We start from the raw sequence: 19,149 nt of genomic DNA on the forward strand, positions 1-19,149 counted from the left end.
TCAACGTTCGCGCGCGCCGGTCCGGCGGCTATTCGGCGGGCCGGCGCGAACTGCCCATGCCGAACATCACCTGGGCGATGCGGCGGATCTGGATCTCGTCGCTGCCTTCGGTGATGCGGTAGCGCCGGTGATGGCGGTAGATGTGTTCGAACGGCATGTGGCGGGTGTAGCCGATGCCGCCGTGGACCTGGATGGCGAGGTCGGCAGCGTTGCAGGCGAGGCGGTTCGCGCGGTAGTTGCACATCGCGACCTTGTCGCTCACTTCCATGTGGTGCTGCTGGTCGAGCAGCCACGCGGTGCGGTAGACCATCCAGCGCACCATTTCGCACTCAGTCTGGAGCTCGGCGAGCGGCCACTGGATCGCCTGCCGGGTGGCGAGCGGCTGGCCGAAGGTGACGCGCTGCTTCGCGTATTCGACGGCGCGGTCGATGCAGTATTGCGCGGCGCCGACGCCTGAGGCGGCCTGCCGGATCCGGTTCTCGTGGACGAAGGTGTTGGCGAGCGCGAGGCCGTCGCCTTCCTTGCCGAGCATCGCGGTGGCGGGGACGCGGACGTCTTTGAGGGTGACCTCGGCGTGGTCGGTCGGCATGTTCATCGTCCACCACATGAAGTCGACGGAGAACCCCTCGGCGTTCGTCGGGACGATGAAGCAGCTGATGCCGCGGGGCTTGCCTTCCTCGCCGGAGGTGCGGGCGAAGATGAGGTCGTGCGTCGCGTTGTGGAGGCCGCTGTTGAAGCGCTTCTTGCCGTTGATGACCCACTCGTCGCCGTCGCGGACGGCGCGGGTTTCGAGCCACGAGGCATCGGAGCCGTGGTTCGGCTCGGTCAGCCCGAAGGCGACGCGGGTCTTGCCCGTGAACATGCCTTCGAGGAACTCCTTCTTCTGCTCCTCGGTGCCGAACTGCTCCCACATCTTCACGGTGGGGAAGTTGCCGACGACGGACGACTCGTTCTGGAGGTCGTTATGGAGGCCGAGGCCTTTCTTGGCGAGGTGCTCGCGGATGATGGCCATCTCGAGGTTGGTGCCGTCGCGGCCGCCGTATTTCTTCGGCACCGCGAAGCGGAGCCAGCCCGCGCGGTCGGCGCGGCGGCGCATCTCGGCGAGGAGCTCCTCCCATTCTTTGCGCGGGATGCCGCCGTTTTCGAAGTCGGTGCGCGCCCATTCGCGGCGGTGGTCGAAGAAGCGGATGTTGTCGTTCTCCTGCTCGAGCGGTTTGATTTCGCGCTCGATGAACTCATCGAGTTCTCGCAGGAGGTCGGGGATGTGGGCCGGGAGCTGGAAGTCCATAGGGGCAGGCCTCTCAGGTGGGAATTGCCCGCGTATCCTACCGGCACGGGGTGCGAGGTGCCCATGAAGAAACCGGCGGCGGTGAAGCTGCTCGAAGCGCGGGGCGTTCCGCACCGGCTGGTGCGGTTCGACCCGGCGATTCGTTCGGCTGAAGGGGTGGCCGCCGCGACGGAGGTCGAACCGGAGCGCGTCTTCAAGACGCTCGTGGTCGAGGAGGAGCCGCCGCGCGGCCGGCCGTACCTCGTGATGGTCCGCGGTTCGGCGGAGCTGGACCTGAGGCGGCTGGCAGCGCAGCTCGGGGTGAAGCGGCTGCGGATGGCGGCGCCGGCCGACGCCGAGCGGCTCACTGGCCTGAAGCTCGGCGGCATCAGTGCGCTCGCCCTCACCGGCAGGGGCTTTCGCGTGCTGCTCGATGCCTCGGCGATGGCGCACGAGACGGTGCTGGTGAGCGCCGGCGAGCGCGGCGCCGACGTCGAACTCCCGCCGGGCGACCTCGCAGCGTTGACCGGCGCACGGCTGGTCGAGGTCTAGAGGGGACCGCAGTTACCCCAGGAGTTCGAGGTACTTCCGCTTCATCCAGTCGCCTTTGCGGCGGTAGTCGGCGGGCGTGGCGAGGGTGCCGCGCTGGCCGGTTTCGCGCGCGAATGCGGCGTTGAGGACGGCGAAGTGGTTTTCGCGCTGGCCGAAGCGGCGGGCGCGCTCCCGGGCGGCGCGGGCAGTCCACGTCTTGCAGTACTCGATTGCCTCCTGCAGCTCGGCCTGGAGGTCGACGACGGTTGCGCGCGGGTCGTTGGCCGGTGCGGCGACCGGGGCAGCCGTTCGCGCGGCGGGTGGTGGGGGCGGGGCCGGCACCCCGAACATGGCCAGCTGCTGGCCTTCGATGAGGCGGCCAGTTTCGTCGAGGACGGCGTCGCCGGCTTCCTCGACGTCCACCACCTCCGGGAGCGCGCGCGGTTCGTCGGAGCCGGCCTCCTCTTCTGCCGGTTCGCCCGGCACATCCTGGTCCGGTTGGGGAGCACCCCGGTCGACGGGCCGGGGGATGGCGGGGATGGCGGCTTCGCGTTCGAGGTGGTCGATGATGGGCGCGAGGCGCGGGTCCCGGCCGATGAACACGTGGAGCACGTTTTGAGCTTCGGGCAGGCTGTGGTTGAAGCGGAGCCCGCGGCCGAGCTGCTGGATCACCGGCTCACGGCTGAAGACGGCGTCGAGTTTGAGGAGGACGGAGACGGTCGGCGCATCGAAGCCTTCGCTGGCTTTCCGGACCTGGATGAGGACGTCATAACGGCCGGCGTGGAAGTCGCGCATGCGCCGCTCGGCTTCGGCCGCCGGGAGATCCTCGCCGCTGTGGACGACGGCGCACCGGAGGCCCGGGTGGTGTTTCGCGAAGACCCGGGCGAGATGGTCGGCGTGGGTGGTGGTGGCGGCGAAAACGAGGCCCTGGTGCTGGCCTGGCGCGAGGGCGCGCTTCCGTTCGAGCGTGAGCGCGAATTCGCGGACGAGCGGCTGAACATAATCGTCGTTCCAGCGGAGCTGCTGGCGGACGCAGCGCTGGTCGAAGTCGGGCAGCTCGGCCATTTCGGAGGCGGTGAAGGTGTAGGTCTCTCCCTCGGGGGTGCGGAGCTCGACGGCGTAGTCCTTCATCTGCATCGCGAGCCGCTTGAGGATGCGGCCTTCGCGCCACGCCTGGCGCATGGTGACGTGGATGAGCGGGTCGATGACGAGGCCCTCGCCATCCTCGCTGGGGAGGTAGCGGGCGCCGGCGAGCGGCTCGCGGTCGAGGCGGACGGGCGTCGCGGAAAGCAGCAGGCTCGTGGCGACGGGGAGCTGCCGGAGCGCGCCGGCCCACTGGCCGCGTTCGCCGAGGTGGTGCGCTTCGTCGCAGACCAGGTGCACGCGGCGCTTCGCGCAGAGGCGGGCGTACCGCTCGGGCGCGGCCGCGACCTGCTGGTAGGTGGCGACGATGACGTTGGCCCGGTTGGCGGCTGCGCGGTGGAGGGTCGCGTTCTCGGCGAGGTACTTCCGCGCATCGAACCGGGCGCCCAGCAGGCCGAGGGCGCGTTCGATGCCGTCGTAGACCTGCGTCCGGAGGACATCGGTAGGCGTCAGGTAGAGGCAGCTGTCGGCGCCGGCCGCGGAGGCGGCGACTAGGAACGAGCCGACGCCGATGACGGTCTTGCCGTAGCCGACGGGCACGACCACCAGCTCGGCGCGCGAGCCGCCGGCGAGCGCTTCCCGCCAGCGGCGGAGCGCCTCGGCCTGGCCGGGTCGAAGTCGAGCATCGTCGAGGTCGATCATGCCGGCAGGTCCCGTCCCGTCGCTGGCATCGCAAATCAGGCTACCGTCCGCGGACGGTGTCAGCAGCCGTGGACGGCGTCACAAGGCGTCATGCTCCAGCCGGGACGTCAATCGGCAGCGGCAAGGGGAACGACGGCGCGGTACTGGAGGAGCGGGCGCGTCGGGCCCTGGGCGCTCGGCGCGGCCGAGGGGCCGGTCTCTTTCTGGAGGTACTGCCCGGCCATCCAGCCTTCACCGACGGGAGTCGCCACGCGATACCATTCGACGCCGACCTGGCGCACGGGCCCCTCGATGACCGTCACGCGCGTACCGTGCGCCAGGCACTGGATGATGTCGCCGCCGGGTGTCTTCCGGAGCCGCAGGCAATCGCCCGGGGTGTTGACGCGCGCCGTATCGCCGGGGACGAGAGGCGCGCCCGGGGACGCCGCCTCTCGCGGCTGGCCCGCCCCGGTGGGGAACCGGTAGATGCGAACCTGGAGGCCGTTCGCCCTGGCCTGGGCGAACGGGTCGTAGCCGGGACGCAGGCGGACGATGCCGTCCCAGAGCTGGTTCGAGTCGATGGCGTCGAAGGTCCCGTCGCCGCGATTGCGGATGATGATGGCTGTGTGAAGGCCGGGGTAGTCAGCATCGGGGGAGGTCCAGCTGTCGAGGGCGACCTGGATGACATCGCCGGGGCCAGCCTCGGCGGCTGACACTTCGACGGCCCCGGCTTCGAGGAAGCCTTCGCGGTAATCGAAGCCCATCTCGCGGCCGGTCGCTTCGAAGACGACGCGCTTCACCCAGGGCCAGCATTCGCCCTGGTACGTGCCGAGGTCGCGCAGCGCGCGTTCGACGATCGGATGGCTGGAATCGGCGGCCGCGGGGCTGAACGGCCCGGCGGCGCCGAAGACGGCAAGCATGGCGACCAGGATGGCTGCCAGGGTGTGCCGGTGGCGGGTCATCGGCATCGCACCTGCTCCTGTTTCCCGGGGGCTCCGGGCACCGTACCCCAGCCGTGTGTCTTGTGACAACCGGAACGATAGCGAAATCAGCATGGCGCCCAAGGCAAACACGGGAAATCCCGGTGAACGCCCGGGAAACCGGGGCGCGCCGGGCCGGCGCCCGGCTGCTCTTTCGGCAGGCGCGGCTATGATCGTCGCCATGACCGCGCCGCAGCCGCTTTCCGGGCTCCGCGTCCTCGAATGCGCCGGGTGGAACGGCGTGCTGGTCGGCCGCCTGCTGGCCGAGGCCGGCGCCGATGTCGTCCGGGTGGTCGGGCCAGACGGGGACCCGCTGGACCGTGAACCACCGTTCTTCGGTTCGAGCGGGGTGTCGATCCAGTCGGCGTACTACAACGCGGGCAAGCGTGTCGTTTCGCTCGACCTGTCGGAAGCCGGCGGCCGAGGGCAGTTCCTCGAGCTCGTGCGCGCAGCCGACATCCTGCTCGAGGACTGGTCCCCGGGTTCGCCGCCGTTCGACGACGGGGAACTCCGGGCTGCGAACCCGCTGCTGGTGCGCGTCTCGGTAACGCCGATGGGCCTCGATGGCCCGCGCAGCGGCTGGCGCGTGAACGACCTCGTCGCCAACGCGCTCTGCGGGTCGGCGTGGCTGACGGGCGACGCGTCGAGCCCGCCGATTACGGGCTACGGCAACCAGTCCCACCACACCGTAGGGCTGTACGCCGCGGTGGTCGCGCTGGCCGGCTACCGGTTGGCGCGGCTCACCGGCGCGGGCGTGCGCATCGACCTCTCGGCGCACGAGGCGCTGGTCTCCTGCACGGAGCAGCTCCTGATGCAGTGGTTCTTTCCGAACGGCACGTGGGGCACCCCGATCGCCCGGCGGCAGGGCAGCCTCCACTGGAGCGGCGCCTACGAGGTGTACCCGGCGAAGGACGGCCACGGGGTGATGGTCACCGCGTCGCTCAAGCTGACCGAGGTGCTGGTGCCCTGGCTAATCGAATGCGGCGCCGCGCAGGACCTCGCCGACCGCGAGAAATTCCCGGACGTCATCGCGATGGTGAAGAACCTCCCCTACGTCATGAAGGTGCTGCGGGAGTGGGTGGCGACGTGGGAGCGCGGCGAAGACCTCTTCTACGAAGGGCAGCGGCGCCACCAGCCGTTCGGGGTGGTGTGGAACGTCCGGGAGGCGATCGAGCGAAGCCCGCAGATCGCCGCGCGGAGGTATTTCTCCGAGACGGAGGTGCCCGGGTTCGGAAGGGCGAAGCTCCCCGGCCGGCTCTTCCGCACGAACGCCGACGGGCCGCCGCTCTCGCTGCCGGCGCGCATCGCGGCGGACGAGACCGGCTGGCGGCCGCGGGCGGCAGCGATTTCCGCGGGGGGCGCGGGAGGCCTCGACCGCGCGCGGCCGCTCGAAGGGGTGCGCGTCCTCGATTTCACGCACGTCCTCGCGGGGCCGTTCGGCACACGGGTGCTGGGCGACCTCGGCGCGGAGGTCATCAAGGTGAGCAGCGCGAAGCGGAGCGGCGGCGCGAACTCGCCCGACCACCCCTACTACGTCTGCTGGAACCGGAACAAGAAGAGCGTGGCGCTCGACATGACGCGGCCCGAGGCCCGCGCCGTGGCCCGCGAGCTCGCGCTGAAGTCGGACGTCATCATCGAGAACTTCTCGGCGGGAGTTCTGCGGCGCTGGGGGCTCGATTACGCGTCGCTGGAGGCGGAGCACCCGGGGGTAACGGTCATCTCGATGGGCGGCATGGGGCAGGACGGCCCGTGGAAGGATTTCGTGACCTACGCGCCGACCATCCACGCGCTGACCGGGCTCACCTACCTCACGAACCCGGAAGGGACGCGGACGGACGGCTACGGCTTTTCGCTGACGGATCACCTGAGCGGGCTGGCGGCGGCGCTGGCGGCGCTCGAAGGCCTCGAACACCGCGAGCGGACGGGCCGCGGGCTGGCGGTAGACCTCGCCCAGTACGAACTGGGACTCGGCATCATGGCGCCCGCGCTGATGGACTTCCTGGCCAACGGAACGAACCCGGAGCCGCCGGGCAACCGCCACCCGTTCGATGCCTGGGCGCCGCACGGCATCTACCCGTGCGCGGGCGAAGACCGGTGGATCGCCATCGCGGCGCGCGGCGATGACGAATGGCGCCGGCTCGCCGGCATGCTGGAGATCGACCCGGGCGGCCAGTTCGCGACCCACGACCTCCGCGTCGCGAACTGGCGCGAGCTGGACGCGGCGATTGCGGCCCGGACCCGGCGGGAAGACGCCTTCGAACTCGCCGAGCGGCTGCAGCGGGCCGGTGTGCACGCGGGGCCGGTCCAGCACGCGCGCGACCTCGCGGAGAACGACCCGCAGCTCGAGGCGCGGGACTTCTTCGGGAGCGCGCGGGCGGAGAAGTGGGGCGAGTACGGCCTCGACCGGTTCCCGGCCCGCTTCGACGGCGCCCGGCCGCCGGTCTACGAAGGCGTCCGCCAGGTGGGTGAGGATACGTTCGACGTCCTCGCTTCGGTGCTCGGCTACGACGACGGCCGCATCGCGGACCTGATGGCGTCCGGCGCGCTCAGCTGAGGGTTGCGAAGAGAAACCGAGCCTCTGCTACGCTAGCCGAAGCCCGCCGCGAGGAGCCGCCACGTGCCGTTTCGCCTGTTCACGTCGCTGGGGAACGAGGTCCGCGAATTTAGAACCGTCAGCCCCGGCGAGGTTCGCATGTACGTCTGCGGGGTCACGCCCTACGACGTCACCCACCTCGGGCACGCCTTCTCCTACGTACAGTTCGACACGCTGCGGCGCTACCTCAGCTGGCTCGGCTACCGCGTGCGCTACGTCCAGAACGTGACGGACATCGACGACGACATGATCATGGTCTCCCGGCGGCAGGGCGGGCGGCCGATCGCCGAGATCCGGGACGAAAACGACGCGATCCTTCGGGCGGACCTCGACCGGCTGAACGTCCTCCGGCCGACCGTCTACCCCTACGCGACCGACCACATCCCGGAGATCATCGAGACGACGGCGCGGCTCATCGAACGGGGACACGCGTACGTCGTCGATGGCGATGTGTTCTTCGACGTCGCATCGTTCCCGCGGTACGGGCGGCTCAACGGGCTGACGCTGGAGGAGCTCGGGAAGCGGGAGAACCCGGAGTCGAAACGGGCGCACAAAAAGCGTGGTCACCTCGACTTCCTGCTGTGGCAGCAGGTAGACCCCGGCGACCCGGCATGGGAAAGCCCGTGGGGGCCGGGCCGGCCCGGGTGGAGCATCGAATGCACGGCGATGGCGGTGAAGCACCTCGGGACGCAAATCGACATCCACGGGGGCGGCAGCGACCTGAAGTATCCGCATCACGAGAACGAAATCGCGCAGGCCGAATGCGCCTACGGGGTCGAGCCGTTCTGCGGCTGGTGGGTCCACAACGGCATGCTCCAGCTCGAAGGGGTCAAGATGAGCAAGTCGCTCGGCAACCTCGTGCTTGCGCGGGACCTGATGCGGAGGTACGAGCCGGACCACCTGCGGCTCTACCTGCTCAGCCACCACCTGCGCGCCGATGCGAACTACGTCCCCGGCGCCCTCGACGAGCTTGCGGAGCGGTACGAGCGGCTGAAGGCTGCCTCGCGGCGGGCCGGTGAGGCGGAACCGGACCGGGGAGTGCTCGGCGCGATGACGGAACGGCTCGATGACGACTTCGACGTCCCGGGGGCGCTGGAAGCGGCCGACCGGGCGGCCTTGCGGGTGCTCGCCGGCGCTGCGGGTGCAGGAGAAGCCGCGGCGGTCCGTGCCGGGCTGCAGCTGCTCGGCTTCGCGTTCGCCGGTGCGCGGGGCCCGGCCAACGGCGACCTCACACCCTGAACCTCATTCGGCGGCGGGACCGATGACGCGCTCGGCGCTCAGCCGCTCGATTTCCGCTTCGGACAGGCCCGCTTCCCGCAGCACGTCGGCCGTATCGACGCCGAGGTCGCGCGCGGGGAAGCTGAGGCGCGGCGGCGTCCCGGAGAGCTGGATGTGGGGACCGACGACGCGCTGGCGGCCGAACTTCGGGTGGTCGGTCTCGGCGAGGTAGCCGTTCGCCCACGCCTGCTCGGATTCGGCGAGCTCGAGGTAGTCCTGCACGATGGAAGCAGGGACGTCCTCCTGACGGAGCCGCTCGAGCCAGTGCGCCGAGGTGTTGCTGGCGAACGCCTCCTCCATGATGGGCTCGAGCTCGTGCCGGTTCTTGTAGCGGACGAAGCCGCGGGCGAAGCGCGGGTCGTCGATGAGGTGGTCGAGACCGAGCGCGCGGGCGATCCGGGGCCAGAACTTCTGGTCGATGCCGACGATCATCACCCAGCGGCCATCGGAGCACTGGTAGTGGCCGACGGTCGGCGCGGCGCGGAATTCGCGCGGCCGCTCTTTTCCGAAATGGAGGGCGTGGAGCAGCTCGGGCGCCTGGAGCGCGAGCTGGGTGCCGAGGAGGGAGACTTCGACGACCTGCCCGCGGCCGGTACGCTCGCGCGCGTAGAGCGCGGTCATGATGCCGAGCGCGAGGTTCATGCCGCCCGTTTGGTCGGCGATGCCGGGGTAAGGGATTTCGGGCCGATGGCCGGGACCGCCGCCGGCGTGCTGCGCGAAGCCGGAATACGCCTGCGCAATCTGGTCGAAGGACGGGAGCTTCGCCATGGGGCCTTTCGAACCCCAGCCGGTAGCGCGGGCGTAGATGAGGCGCGGATTGCGTTCGCAGACGACGTCCGGCCCGAGGCCCCAGCGCTCCATCGTCCCGGGCCGGAAGTTCTCGACGAGGACGTCGGCGCCATCGGCGAGGCGGAGTGCGAGGTCGACGCCCTCCTGCCGGCGAAGATCGATGCAGACGGAGCGTTTGCCGCGGTCGAGCGATTCCCAGAAGGCGGAGAAGCCGTCGGGCTCCCGCCACATGCGCCGGCCGTAGTCGCCGCTCGGGTCTTCGACTTTGATGACGTCGGCACCGAAGTCGGCGAGGATGACGGTCGCGAAGGGGCCTTGCTGATACCGGGTGAAATCGAGGACGCGGATGCCTTCGAGCGGTGCTGCCATGCCGGGAGTGTACGCCGGCCCCGGCCCGCTGCGAAGGCCGCCTGCGTCACCGGACTGTCACCAGCTGTCACCGGCGACGGCACAGGACGGGGCGTTCCCGGCGGTACAGACGTTCGCGGCGCGGCCGATTGAATACGGTAGAGGGAGCGTTGGCCGGCGGCGCGGACGGTCCCGGCCGTTCACCGGGCGGCCCTCTGGGACGCTGCGGCGACAGGACTACGACAATTTGCCATCCGCGGGACGGGCCCGCGGGGCTGCAGCGGGCATTCTGAGCGGTCGATAAGTAACCGTGAGATGTCCCGCCCATCCACCCGCAACCCGCGCGAAGACTGGTTCATCGCCCTGACGTTCGCGGGCGGGGCCATCGCGTTCACCGCGGCCTTCTTCCTCCAGCCGCTCGGCGACCCGGTCGGGCTCGCGGTCGTGCTGCTGCTGGCGGTGCTGACGGAAGCGCTGTCGGTCCGGCTCTACTTCGGCGGCTGGGTTTCGGTCAGCTTCGTAGGCACGGCGATGGCGGCCGTGCTCTTCGGGCCGCCCGGGGCGGTGACGACGGCCGGCGCGATCGCGATCGCCGGCTGGCTGACGGGTGAGCGGAACCCGCGCAAGCTCGCGTTCAACTTCGGCCATGAGACGCTCGCGGCGTTGTGTGCTGCCCTCGGGGTGATGGGCATCCAGGCAGCCGGGCAGGGCGAGGTGCCCCGGCCCGTGCTCGCCCTGGCAGAAGGCGGTGCGGCAGCGCTCATCCTGTACGCCATCGACGGGGCGTGGGTCGCCGCAATCATCGCCCTCACGAGCGGCCGTCCGATCGCCTCGAGCTTCCGCGACAACATCGGCTGGCTGTTCCCGTATTACGCCATCCTCGGCCTCGTCGCCGGCGGACTCGCGGTCATCTTCCAGGAGCTCGGGGTTGCCGCCGTGGTGGTCATGGTGCTGCCGCTCGTGCTGGCGCGGTACTCGGTGAGCCAGTTCGTGGAGCGGACGCGGGAGAACGTGATCCGGCTGGAGCGTTCGAACGAGCAGCTCCACCGTGCGTACATCGAAATCCGTGACATGTCCGAGCAGCTGCGGGACGCGTACACCGGGACGCTGGAGTCGCTCGTGACGGCGCTGGACGTGCGCGACCAGGAGACGCGCGGGCACTCGGTCCGCGTGGCGCAGCACGCGCTCGACATCGCGAAGATGCTGGGCATCAAGGACGACGAGGAGCTGCTCACGATTTACCGCGGCGCGCTGATGCACGACGTCGGCAAGATCGGCGTCCCCGATGCGATTCTGCTGAAGCCGGACCGGCTGACGGAGGAGGAGTGGGAGTTCATGCGGCGTCACCCCGCGATGGGCTACCGGATCCTCGCGCAGGTGCCGTACCTCCGGCCGGCGGCGAAGATCGTGCTGGCGCACCATGAGCGGTGGGACGGCGCCGGCTACCCGCGGGGGCTCGAGGGCGAGGAGATTCCGCTCGGGGCGCGCATCTTCGCGGTCTGTGACACGTACGACGCGATCATCTCCGACCGGCCGTACCGGCGGGGGCAGTCGCCGGACGCGGCGCTTGCTGAGATACTGCGCTGCGCGGGGAGCCAGTTCGACCCCCGCGTGGTGGAGGCGTTCGAAGCGCTCTTCCCCCGCTGGAAACAGGAGACGCCCGGGAACCCCGCCCGGCCGCTGCTCTACCTCCCGGCCTGGAGGCAGGACGACGATGCGCCAGGAAGAGCGGCGAGCTAGGACTCGGCGGCAGCTGCTCGACGCTGCGCGGGCGGCCTTCGCGGCGCGCGGGTACGAGGGCGGCTCGCTCGATGCGATTGCGGCCTCGGCGGGGCTTTCGAAGGGCGCGGTGTACGCTCACTTCCCGACGAAGCTCCACCTGTACACGGCGGTGATCGACGAACTGCTGAGCGAAGCGAAGGAGCGCGTCGAAGCCGTCGCCGCGGCGCTCGGCAGGGGCGAACGGCCTGACGCTGCCGCGCGGCGCTACCTGCGCGGGGATGCGAGCGATGCGGAGCACGCGGCGCTGCTCATGGACGCATGGACGACCGCCACCCGGGAGCCAGAGGTGCGGGCGCTGCTCGACGCTTACCTGGCCGAGCGCCACGCGCTGCTAGCGGCAGCCGCCATCGATGAGGGGGCGCGGCCGGAGGAAGCGCTCGCCCTCGCCGCGGTCACGGGCCGGCTCATCGATGCCGAAGTCCTGCACGAGCGTCACGGCGGTTCTGCCGGGTCAGTTGCGGGGGCGCACCGCGGGGCATGACGAAGGGGGCCGGCATGCCGGCCCCCTCCCTGGGTGTTGCGCTCCCGGATTACCAGCGGATGGTCAGCATGGGCGCAGCCGTCGAAACGACCGCGACCGCAGCCAGCGCGCCAGCAACGAGGAGCATCCGGAGCCTAGCCATTAGGCACCTCCCGCGATATTCCGGACGGAACATGCCGACCGGCCGGTATGTAATACGTCTGCGCCGGTAAAGGTGTCAAGATGGGAAATGAGCGGTGAACGGAGAATATGCCGCTCGAATTGTAAATTCTCGCGGTCAGCGGGCTGGCGGACGCTCCCGCCGGTGGATGCTGAGGCCGAGTTCGAGCTCTTCGATGAGGGCTTCGGCGAGGTCCCGCTCCTCGCCGGGCGGGATTTCGCCGCGCCACGCGGCAGCCGCGAGCTCGGCGAGGCGGTTGGGGCCGAGGCGCTGCTCCGCCTCCGAAACCTCCTGGGCGCGGGCGGCCTGGTGCATGCGGATGCGCTCGCGCAGGACGGCGGCGATCTTTTCGTCGGCGGCGCGCCGCGCCTCGAAGTCGGTCAACGGCGGCAGACGGTAGGCGGCCAGCCGGGCCGCGCGGGCACCGATGTCGTCGACCGGCTCCGCGGCGGTCTCCGGGTCGCGCAGCCAGCGGCGGAAAATCTCCCGCTCGACGGCGCCGGTGAAGAGGGTCTCGGGGTAGTTCCGGTAGGCGAGGCGGAGCGCGGGGTGCTGGAGGAGGATGGCGAGGAGCACCTCCTCCGGGTTCGGCGGGCTGGGGCGGCCAGCGGGCTGCGGCGCCCGGCCAGGGCGCGGCGCCTTGAGACGTTCGGCGACGCTCGCTTCGGTGACCCCGAGCTGGCGGGCCACGCGCTGGATGTAGAGGGCCCGCTCGACCGGGTCACGGACGGCGAGCAGCACCGGCCGGAGGCGGTCGACGAGGTGGCGGGCCTCGAGCGGCGACGCGGGCCGGGCATCCCCCAAAAGGCGGCCGAGCAGGAACTCGACGAACGGGACGGCGCCGGCGATGGCCCGCTCCCACCGGGCCGGGTCTTCGCGGACCAGTTCGTCGGGGTCGCGCCCCGGGGGCAGCGCTGCAACGCGGAGGTCGACATCGACGTCTGAGGCGAGTTCGTCGGCGGAGCGTGCCGACGCCGCCGCTTGCTCGTCGGTTTCGAACCCGAGCACGAGGCTGCCGGCGCGGGCGGCAGCGTTCATCCCGGCGGCGTCGGGGTCGAGCGCGAGGACGATGCGCGGCGCGAACCGCCTGAGGAGCGTCGCATGGTGGCGGGTGAGCGACGTGCCCATCGTCGCAACGACGTTCCGGTAGCCGGCCTGCCACGGACCGAGGACGTCCATGTAGCCTTCGACGACGACGACTTCGCCCTTCTCGCGGATAGCGCCCGCGGCGTGGTGGAGGCCGAACAGGGTGCGGCCTTTGTCGAAGATCTCCGTCTGGGGCGAGTTGAGGTATTTCGGTTCTTCACCGTGGAGCCCGCGGCCGCCGAGCGCGACGAACTCGCCGCGCTCGTTCGCGATGGGGATGATGATGCGGCCCCGGAAGCGGTCGTACGGTTCGCGCCCTTCCTCGGATTCGACGAGCACGCCGGCAGCGAGCATGTCGGCTTCGGTGTAGCCGCGGTTGAGCAGGAAATCGCGCAGGTGGTGCCAGCCAGCGGGGGCCCAGCCGAGATGCCACGCAGCGATGGTCTCTGGGGAGAGGCCGCGGCGCTCGACGAGGTACGCCATCGCCTCCTCGCCGCCGGGCTCGCGGAGCTGCCGTTCGTAGAAGCCGACGGACGCCGAGACGATGGCGGCGAGCCGTTCGAGGTGGGACCGGCGCTTCGGGTCTTCGTCCTGCAGGCTGATGCCGGCTTCGCTCGCGAGCAATCGCAGCGCGCCGCGGAAATCGAGGTTCTCCCGCTTCTGGACGAACGTGAAGAGGTCGCCGCCTTCGCCGCACTGGCCGAAGCAGCGCCACGTGCCGCGGTCGGGGAACACGTAGAAGGAGGGGGTCCGCTCGCTGTGGAAGGGGCAGAGACCGCGGAAGCTCCGCCCGGATTTCTGGAGCTGCGTGAACCGGCCGATGTAGGCGACGAGATCGACCTGCCGTTTGATCGCGTCGACGGCGTCCATGGTGCACATGGTACGTCCCGGCGGCGCCGTCCGGGGGACCGGGCGGAAGGGTTCCGTCCCGACCGGGCCGCGGCAGCGTCAGGGAAGCTGGACCGTCGTGCTCGCCATGGGCTGGTTACCGACGTACACGGTCACCGTTGCCTGGCCGGAGCCGGCGGGACGGGCGACGGCGATGACCGGCGACGACTGGCCGGTGGCGAGGGCGATGCTCACGCTGTTGCTGGTGATCTGGCCGCCGAGCTGGACCTGGACCACGACCGTGGAGGCGGGCAGCGGGCCGCCATCGTTGCGCACGGTCACTTCGATGGTCCCGGCGGTGACGTTCGCTGCGGTGATGACGAGGTTGGGCGCCTCGACCGGGGGCTGGAGGACGAACGTCGCGCTGTTGTTGTCTTCGCGCTGCTCACGCACGATGTTGGCCGGGTCGACGGTCACGATGGCGCGTTTGCCGCCCTGGGTGATCGGCGGCGAAATCAGGAATTCGACGACGGTCGAGCCGCCATTCGCCGACAGGTTGACGTTGACCGCCAGCTCCTGCTGCGGAACATCGCCACCGACGGCGACCACGAGCGGCCCGCTGTAGGCGTTGTTGCTGACGTTCGAGATGGTGACGCGGAGGACGGCGCCGCCGCTCGCGAGCACCGCGTTGGTGGGCACGAAGTCCGGAGCGTTTGCGGCCGGCGAGGGCGACGGCGAGACGGTGGCCGTGGGCGACGCTGACGCGGTGGGCGTCGGCGTTGGCGCCGGGGTAGGCGTGGCATCGCGGACCGGGACGAGGTCGAGGGTATCGAGCGGCTCGATCGCCGTCCGGCGGACCCAGCCCTGCGTGCCGGACGGCGGCTGCACGAGCAACCACGCGAGGTCGCGGGTCTTGCCGGTGATCGTGACCTGCGACCCGGCGCGAAGGCTGCCGGTCTCGGGGAAGGTATCGCCGGGGCCTTCGCGCAGGGTGGCATCGGCGACGACCCGGCCCTGGATGGTCTGCGGCCGCTCGCCGACCGGTTCGATGGCGACGATGCGGACCTTCGCGGAGTCTTTCGAAGCCCCGGATTCGGCGAAAACGCGCACGAAGATGTCGTAGGTGCCTTTGTCGGCGACGGTGAAGCGGAGGGTCACGCGGTAGCGGTTATCGGGCGGCGTGTCGGTGACGTCCACGGCGTCGGCAACGCGGTCGCCGACGAACAGCTCGAAGCGCCGGATCGGCTCGGTGGCCGAGGCCTGGACGACGACGTCATGCGGCTGATTGATCTCGAGGCGCTGGTCGCGTGCCGGGCTGTCGATCTGGACGGCGAATTCGGTTGGCCCGCCCCCGTTGCCGCCTCCACCTCCGCTGATGAGGCTGAAGACGAGGAACACGAGGATGCCGCCGACGACGGCGGCGAGGAAGAGGAAGACATAAAACATCGGCTGGCGGGCCGGGGGCTCATCGCCGCCGTAGTAGTCTTCTTCTTCCCAGTAGTACTCGTCGTCGGGATAGTCGGCGGCGTCCTGGTAGGGGTCGGGAGCGCCCGGCGCATAGCGGGGGTAGGGAGGCGGCGGCGTGCCGGCACCGATGATGGGTTCTTCCGCTGGCGGGGGCGCACCGATCACCGGCTCATCGTCGAAGCTGGAGCCGTAACGGTTGGACATGGCGGGTAGCTCCGAGTATCTGCGCGGGGGTTTCTACCTTCAAGACGGGCGAGCAGGGACATAAACGCCCCGGAAAGGCCGTTGCGCAGCGCTAGACGTGCCAGCCGATGGCGTCGGGACAGCCGAGGGAGCTGGCCAGCCGGATGGCGTAGCGGTCGGTCATGCCGCTGACGTAGTCGGCGGCGCGCCGTTCGACGGGGTCGCCCGGGAGGGAGTAGTCGGGCGAGATGCCTTCCGGGTGTTCGACGAAATGGGCGAACAGGAACTTGACGATGCGCTTCCCGCGCTCGGCTTCGCGCCGGGTTTCGTCGTAGAGGTAGACGCGCCGGAACATGAACTCGCGCAGCTCGTTGGCAGCGTCGCGGATGGCAGGGCTGAACTGGATGACCGGGTCCCGGCCCGCGCCAGTCGCTGCCCAGCTCGCTTCGACGATGTCGCAGATGAGGGCATCGAGGCGCTCGCCGTGGCTTCGGCCGAGCAGTCGCTGCGTGCTGTCGGGCAGGTCGGCTTCGGTGATGATGCCGGCGCGGATGGCGTCGAGGATGTCGTGGTTGAGGTAGGCGATGGCGTCGGCGGTCTTGACGACCTGGCCTTCGAGGGTGACCGGCACGCCCCAGCCCTCGGCGAAGATGTCTTCGCGTGCCTTCGAGCTCTTTTCGATGGCGTCGAGCACTTCGAAGGTGAGGTTGAGGCCGCGGCCGCCGTTTTCGAGCCGGTCGAGGACGCGGACGGACTGGTAGTTGTGGCGGAAGCCCTCGGGGAGACACTCGGCGAGCGCCTCTTCGCCGGCGTGGCCGAAGGGCCCGTGGCCGATGTCGTGGCCGAGCGCGGCGGCCTCGGCGAGGTCTTCGTTGAGGTTGAGGGCGCGGGCGATCGTCCGGGCAACCTGGGCGACTTCGAGGGTGTGGGTGAGCCGGGTGACGAAGTGGTCCTGCTGGGGCGCGATGAAGACCTGGGTCTTGTGCTTCAGCCGGCGGAAGGCTTTCGTGTGGAGGATGCGGTCGCGGTCGCGCTGGTACTCGGTCCGGAGCGGCGACGGCGCCTCGGGCCGCTTGCGGCCGCGGCTGGTCGCGGTGCGCGCGGCGTAGGGGCTGAGGGAGGCCTCTGCTGCCTCGAGCCGGCGCCGCACCACGTTCAGGTCCATCGACCCGGATTGTAGTACCGCAGACCGGCTCGGCCGAATGCAGCGCGGCCCCGGCGATGGCGCCAGGGCCGCTGAACGTGCTGCCGGGGGGAGGCTAGTGTGCCGGTGCGCGGCCCAGCTTCGCCTCCGCGTTCGCGATGATTTCGCGGGTCTGGTCGATCATGTCCGGGCTCACGCTGACGCTCGTGATGCCCCACTCGACGAGCTTCTCCGTGACCTCGGGGTAGACGCTCGGCGCCTGCCCGCAGATGGAGGCGGTGATGCCGCGGCGACGCGCCACGGTGACGGCGGTCTGGATTGCCGCCATCACGGCCTCGTTCCGCTCGTCGAAGGTGTCCGCGAGGGCTTCGCTGTCGCGGTCGATGCCGAGCACGAGCTGCGTCAGGTCGTTCGACCCGATCGAGATGCCGTCGATCCCGACGTCGATGAAGCGGTCGAGGATGATGACGTTCGAGGGAACCTCGACCATCATCCAGAGCTTGAAATCGTCGCCACGGACGAGGCCCTGCTCGCTCATCAGCTGCTTGACGCCGCGGAGCTCATCCGGGGTGCGGACGAAGGGGACCATGACGTAGAGGTTCTTGAACTCGCGGCGGACGCCTTTGATGGCTTCGAGTTCGAGCTGGAAGATGTCGGGCTCGCGGAGGTAGCGGCTGGCACCGCGGTAGCCGATCATCGGGTTTTCTTCGGCCGGCTCGAACTTCGCGCCGCCTTCGAGGTTGGCATACTCGTTGGTCTTGAAGTCGGTGAGGCGGTAGACGACGGGCCGGGGATTGAAGGCGCGGCAGAACTCCTTGATGCCTTCTTCGAGGCGGCGGGTGTACTCCTCGGGGTGCCCTTCCTCGATGAACTGGCGCGGGTGCTTGCCTATCTGGGCGACGATGAACTCGGCGCGGAGGAGGCCGACGCCGTCGACGTGCCGCTTCGCGACCACCTCGGCGAGCTCGGGCTCGGCGAGATTGACGTACAGCTTCGTGGTCGTCTTGAGGGAGGCCGACCGCGCGTAGCGCTCCTTCTGGCGCTCGTACCAGGCGAGCCGCGCCTCGGCGCGGCCGTCGTAAATGCGGCCGGCCGAGCCGTCGACCGTGACTTCGCGGCCGACCTCGAGCGATGTGGCGCCGGCGACGCCGACGACGCACGGGATGCCGAGTTCGCGGCTGACGATGGCAGCGTGGCAGGTGCGGCCGCCACGCTCGGTGACGATGGCGGAGGCGCGCTTCATCGCCGGGACGAAGTCGGGTGTAGTCATCTCGGCAACGAGGACGTCGCCCTGCTTGACGATGTCGATTTCGCGCGGGTCGTGGACGATGCGGACCGCGCCGACGCCGACGCCGGGCGATGCGGGCTGGCCGGTGAGGAGGACGGGCGCGGTTTCCTCCTCGCCCTCCTCGTCGTGGAACTCGTGCTTGAGCGTCGTAACGGGGCGGGCCTGGACGAGGTAGAACTGGCCTTTCTCGTAGGCCCATTCGATGTCCTGCGGGGCACCGTAATGCTCCTCGACGGCGCGCCCGATGCGGGCGAGTTCACGGATCTCGGCATCGGTGAGCTTCTGGCGCTCGCGCAGGTGCTCCGGCACGGGCAGCCAGGCGTTCGCCGCTTCGTGGCTGCCGTCGGCGTCGGGCCGCCGGGCGATCATGCGGTCCTGCGGTGTGACCGTCTTGGAGATGATCTGGAGCGACTCCTTCGCGACCAGGTAGAGGTCGGGCGAGATTTCGCCGGAGACGATGCCTTCGCCGAGCCCGTAGACGGCTTCGATGGTGATGCGGGTCCGGTCGGAGGTCACCGGCTCGACGGTGAACATCACGCCGGAGATTTCCGACTGCACCATGCGCTGCACGGGGACGGCGAGACCGACCTTCGTGTGGTCGTAGCCGGATTCTTCGCGGTAGAAGATGGCGCGGGCTTCGAAGAGCGAGGCCCAGCAGGCCTGGACGGCCCGGACGACGTTGTCGGCGCCGACGACGTTGAGGAACGTGCTCTGCTGGCCGGCGAAGCTCGCTTCGGGGAGGTCCTCCGCAGTGGCCGAGCTGCGGACGGCGACGGGGCCTTCGCCGAGTTCGCGGTAGGCGGCGCGGATTTCGTCGGCGATGTGGGCCGGCATCGGCGCTTCCATGATGCGGCGGCGGATGTTCTCGGCGCGCTCGTTCAGAAGCTTCGTATCGTGCACGTCGAGCCCGAAGAGCTCCTTTCGGATGACCGGCTCGAGCCCGTTCTGCTGGATGAAGCGGAAGTAGGTATCCGCGGTGACGACGAAGCCGGGCGGGACCGGGATGGAGGCCCGGGTCAACTCACCGAGATTGGCACCCTTGCCACCGACGAGGCCGATATCCTCGCGGCCTACCTCGGAGAACCAAACGACGGAACGAGTGACGCTTACCAATCTGTCTATACCTCCGCGCATCGCGCATAGTGCAGACCGATGGCTTCGGTCGCACGATTATAGGCCG

At 69.9% G+C, this 19,149-nt stretch carries 13 protein-coding genes; 5 read left to right on the forward strand and 8 right to left on the reverse strand.

The annotated features are described in order from the left end of the window. Positions 1–28: 28 nt before the first annotated feature. Positions 29–1,288, reverse strand: coding sequence for an acyl-CoA dehydrogenase family protein (locus N2041_RS02915; RefSeq protein ID WP_297675634.1), 1,260 nt, complete (start codon positions 1,286–1,288; stop codon positions 29–31). Positions 1,289–1,351: 63 nt separating this feature from the next. Here N2041_RS02915 and N2041_RS02920 point away from each other — a divergent pair, with 63 nt between their 5' ends. Then, the gene (locus N2041_RS02920) at positions 1,352–1,819 is read left to right on the forward strand and encodes a YbaK/EbsC family protein (RefSeq protein ID WP_297675636.1); all 468 of its coding nucleotides are present in this window, start codon (positions 1,352–1,354) and stop codon (positions 1,817–1,819) included. A 12-nt stretch (positions 1,820–1,831) separates the two neighbouring features. Here the strand turns inward: N2041_RS02920 and N2041_RS02925 are convergent, their stop codons facing one another. Together N2041_RS02925 and N2041_RS02930 are read right to left on the reverse strand one after the other, a co-directional pair. Further along, the gene (locus N2041_RS02925; protein ID WP_297675638.1) at positions 1,832–3,583 is read right to left on the reverse strand and encodes a DEAD/DEAH box helicase family protein; all 1,752 of its coding nucleotides are present in this window, start codon (positions 3,581–3,583) and stop codon (positions 1,832–1,834) included. 107 nt (positions 3,584–3,690) lie between these two features. Continuing rightward, positions 3,691–4,530, reverse strand: coding sequence for an SH3 domain-containing protein (locus N2041_RS02930; RefSeq protein WP_297675640.1), 840 nt, complete (start codon positions 4,528–4,530; stop codon positions 3,691–3,693). 193 nt (positions 4,531–4,723) lie between these two features. Here N2041_RS02930 and N2041_RS02935 point away from each other — a divergent pair, with 193 nt between their 5' ends. Both N2041_RS02935 and cysS read left to right on the forward strand, forming a co-directional pair. Further along, the gene (locus N2041_RS02935) at positions 4,724–7,096 is read left to right on the forward strand and encodes a CoA transferase (RefSeq protein WP_297675642.1); all 2,373 of its coding nucleotides are present in this window, start codon (positions 4,724–4,726) and stop codon (positions 7,094–7,096) included. 63 nt (positions 7,097–7,159) lie between these two features. Further along, positions 7,160–8,374, forward strand: a complete 1,215-nt coding sequence (gene cysS / locus N2041_RS02940; protein WP_297675644.1) for a cysteine--tRNA ligase — start codon at positions 7,160–7,162, stop codon at positions 8,372–8,374. Between the two features lie 3 nt (positions 8,375–8,377). Here cysS and N2041_RS02945 read toward each other — a convergent pair whose 3' ends face one another. Beyond that, on the reverse strand, positions 8,378–9,571 hold the full coding sequence (locus tag N2041_RS02945; protein ID WP_297675646.1) for a CoA transferase: 1,194 nt from the start codon (positions 9,569–9,571) through the stop codon (positions 8,378–8,380). 294 nt (positions 9,572–9,865) lie between these two features. Here N2041_RS02945 and N2041_RS02950 point away from each other — a divergent pair, with 294 nt between their 5' ends. Together N2041_RS02950 and N2041_RS02955 are read left to right on the forward strand one after the other, a co-directional pair. Further along, a complete protein-coding gene (locus tag N2041_RS02950) occupies positions 9,866–11,290 on the forward strand; it encodes an HD-GYP domain-containing protein (protein ID WP_297675647.1) in 1,425 nt (474 codons plus the stop codon). Beyond that, positions 11,265–11,813 carry a TetR/AcrR family transcriptional regulator gene (locus tag N2041_RS02955; RefSeq protein ID WP_297675649.1) on the forward strand — a complete coding sequence of 183 codons (549 nt, stop codon included), beginning with the start codon at positions 11,265–11,267 and terminating at the stop codon, positions 11,811–11,813. The genes N2041_RS02950 and N2041_RS02955 overlap by 26 nt, the downstream gene beginning before the upstream one ends. A gap of 277 nt (positions 11,814–12,090) precedes the next feature. On the opposite strand, the gene dnaG is transcribed toward N2041_RS02955, so the two are convergent. The 4 genes from dnaG to ppsA all read right to left on the reverse strand — a co-directional run bounded on the left by dnaG (position 12,091) and on the right by ppsA (position 19,103). Continuing rightward, complete coding sequence (dnaG, locus tag N2041_RS02960; RefSeq protein ID WP_297675651.1) at positions 12,091–13,929, reverse strand: DNA primase; 1,839 nt, start codon at positions 13,927–13,929, stop codon at positions 12,091–12,093. A 78-nt stretch (positions 13,930–14,007) separates the two neighbouring features. After that, entirely contained in the window at positions 14,008–15,558 is a 1,551-nt protein-coding gene (locus N2041_RS02965) for a CARDB domain-containing protein (RefSeq protein ID WP_297675652.1), read from the reverse strand. A gap of 91 nt (positions 15,559–15,649) precedes the next feature. Further along, complete coding sequence (locus N2041_RS02970) at positions 15,650–16,702, reverse strand: deoxyguanosinetriphosphate triphosphohydrolase (RefSeq protein WP_297675654.1); 1,053 nt, start codon at positions 16,700–16,702, stop codon at positions 15,650–15,652. Positions 16,703–16,796: 94 nt separating this feature from the next. After that, positions 16,797–19,103 carry a phosphoenolpyruvate synthase gene (gene ppsA / locus N2041_RS02975; RefSeq protein ID WP_297675656.1) on the reverse strand — a complete coding sequence of 769 codons (2,307 nt, stop codon included), beginning with the start codon at positions 19,101–19,103 and terminating at the stop codon, positions 16,797–16,799. Between the last annotated feature and the right edge of the window lie 46 nt (positions 19,104–19,149).

The sequence above is a fragment of the Tepidiforma sp. genome (assembly GCF_026419595.1).
Classification (GTDB): Bacteria; Chloroflexota; Dehalococcoidia; order Tepidiformales; family Tepidiformaceae; genus Tepidiforma.

Coding starts and splice junctions, on each gene's coding strand:
- N2041_RS02915 (WP_297675634.1), bottom strand. CDS start 1,288: ATGGACTTCCAGCTCCCGGCCCACATCCCCGACCTCCTGCGAGAACTC.
- N2041_RS02920 (WP_297675636.1), top strand. CDS start 1,352: ATGAAGAAACCGGCGGCGGTGAAGCTGCTCGAAGCGCGGGGCGTTCCG.
- N2041_RS02925 (WP_297675638.1), bottom strand. CDS start 3,583: ATGATCGACCTCGACGATGCTCGACTTCGACCCGGCCAGGCCGAGGCG.
- N2041_RS02930 (WP_297675640.1), bottom strand. CDS start 4,530: ATGCCGATGACCCGCCACCGGCACACCCTGGCAGCCATCCTGGTCGCC.
- N2041_RS02935 (WP_297675642.1), top strand. CDS start 4,724: ATGACCGCGCCGCAGCCGCTTTCCGGGCTCCGCGTCCTCGAATGCGCC.
- N2041_RS02945 (WP_297675646.1), bottom strand. CDS start 9,571: ATGGCAGCACCGCTCGAAGGCATCCGCGTCCTCGATTTCACCCGGTAT.
- N2041_RS02950 (WP_297675647.1), top strand. CDS start 9,866: ATGTCCCGCCCATCCACCCGCAACCCGCGCGAAGACTGGTTCATCGCC.
- N2041_RS02955 (WP_297675649.1), top strand. CDS start 11,265: ATGCGCCAGGAAGAGCGGCGAGCTAGGACTCGGCGGCAGCTGCTCGAC.
- dnaG (WP_297675651.1), bottom strand. CDS start 13,929: ATGGACGCCGTCGACGCGATCAAACGGCAGGTCGATCTCGTCGCCTAC.
- N2041_RS02965 (WP_297675652.1), bottom strand. CDS start 15,558: ATGTCCAACCGTTACGGCTCCAGCTTCGACGATGAGCCGGTGATCGGT.
- N2041_RS02970 (WP_297675654.1), bottom strand. CDS start 16,702: ATGGACCTGAACGTGGTGCGGCGCCGGCTCGAGGCAGCAGAGGCCTCC.
- ppsA (WP_297675656.1), bottom strand. CDS start 19,103: ATGCGCGGAGGTATAGACAGATTGGTAAGCGTCACTCGTTCCGTCGTT.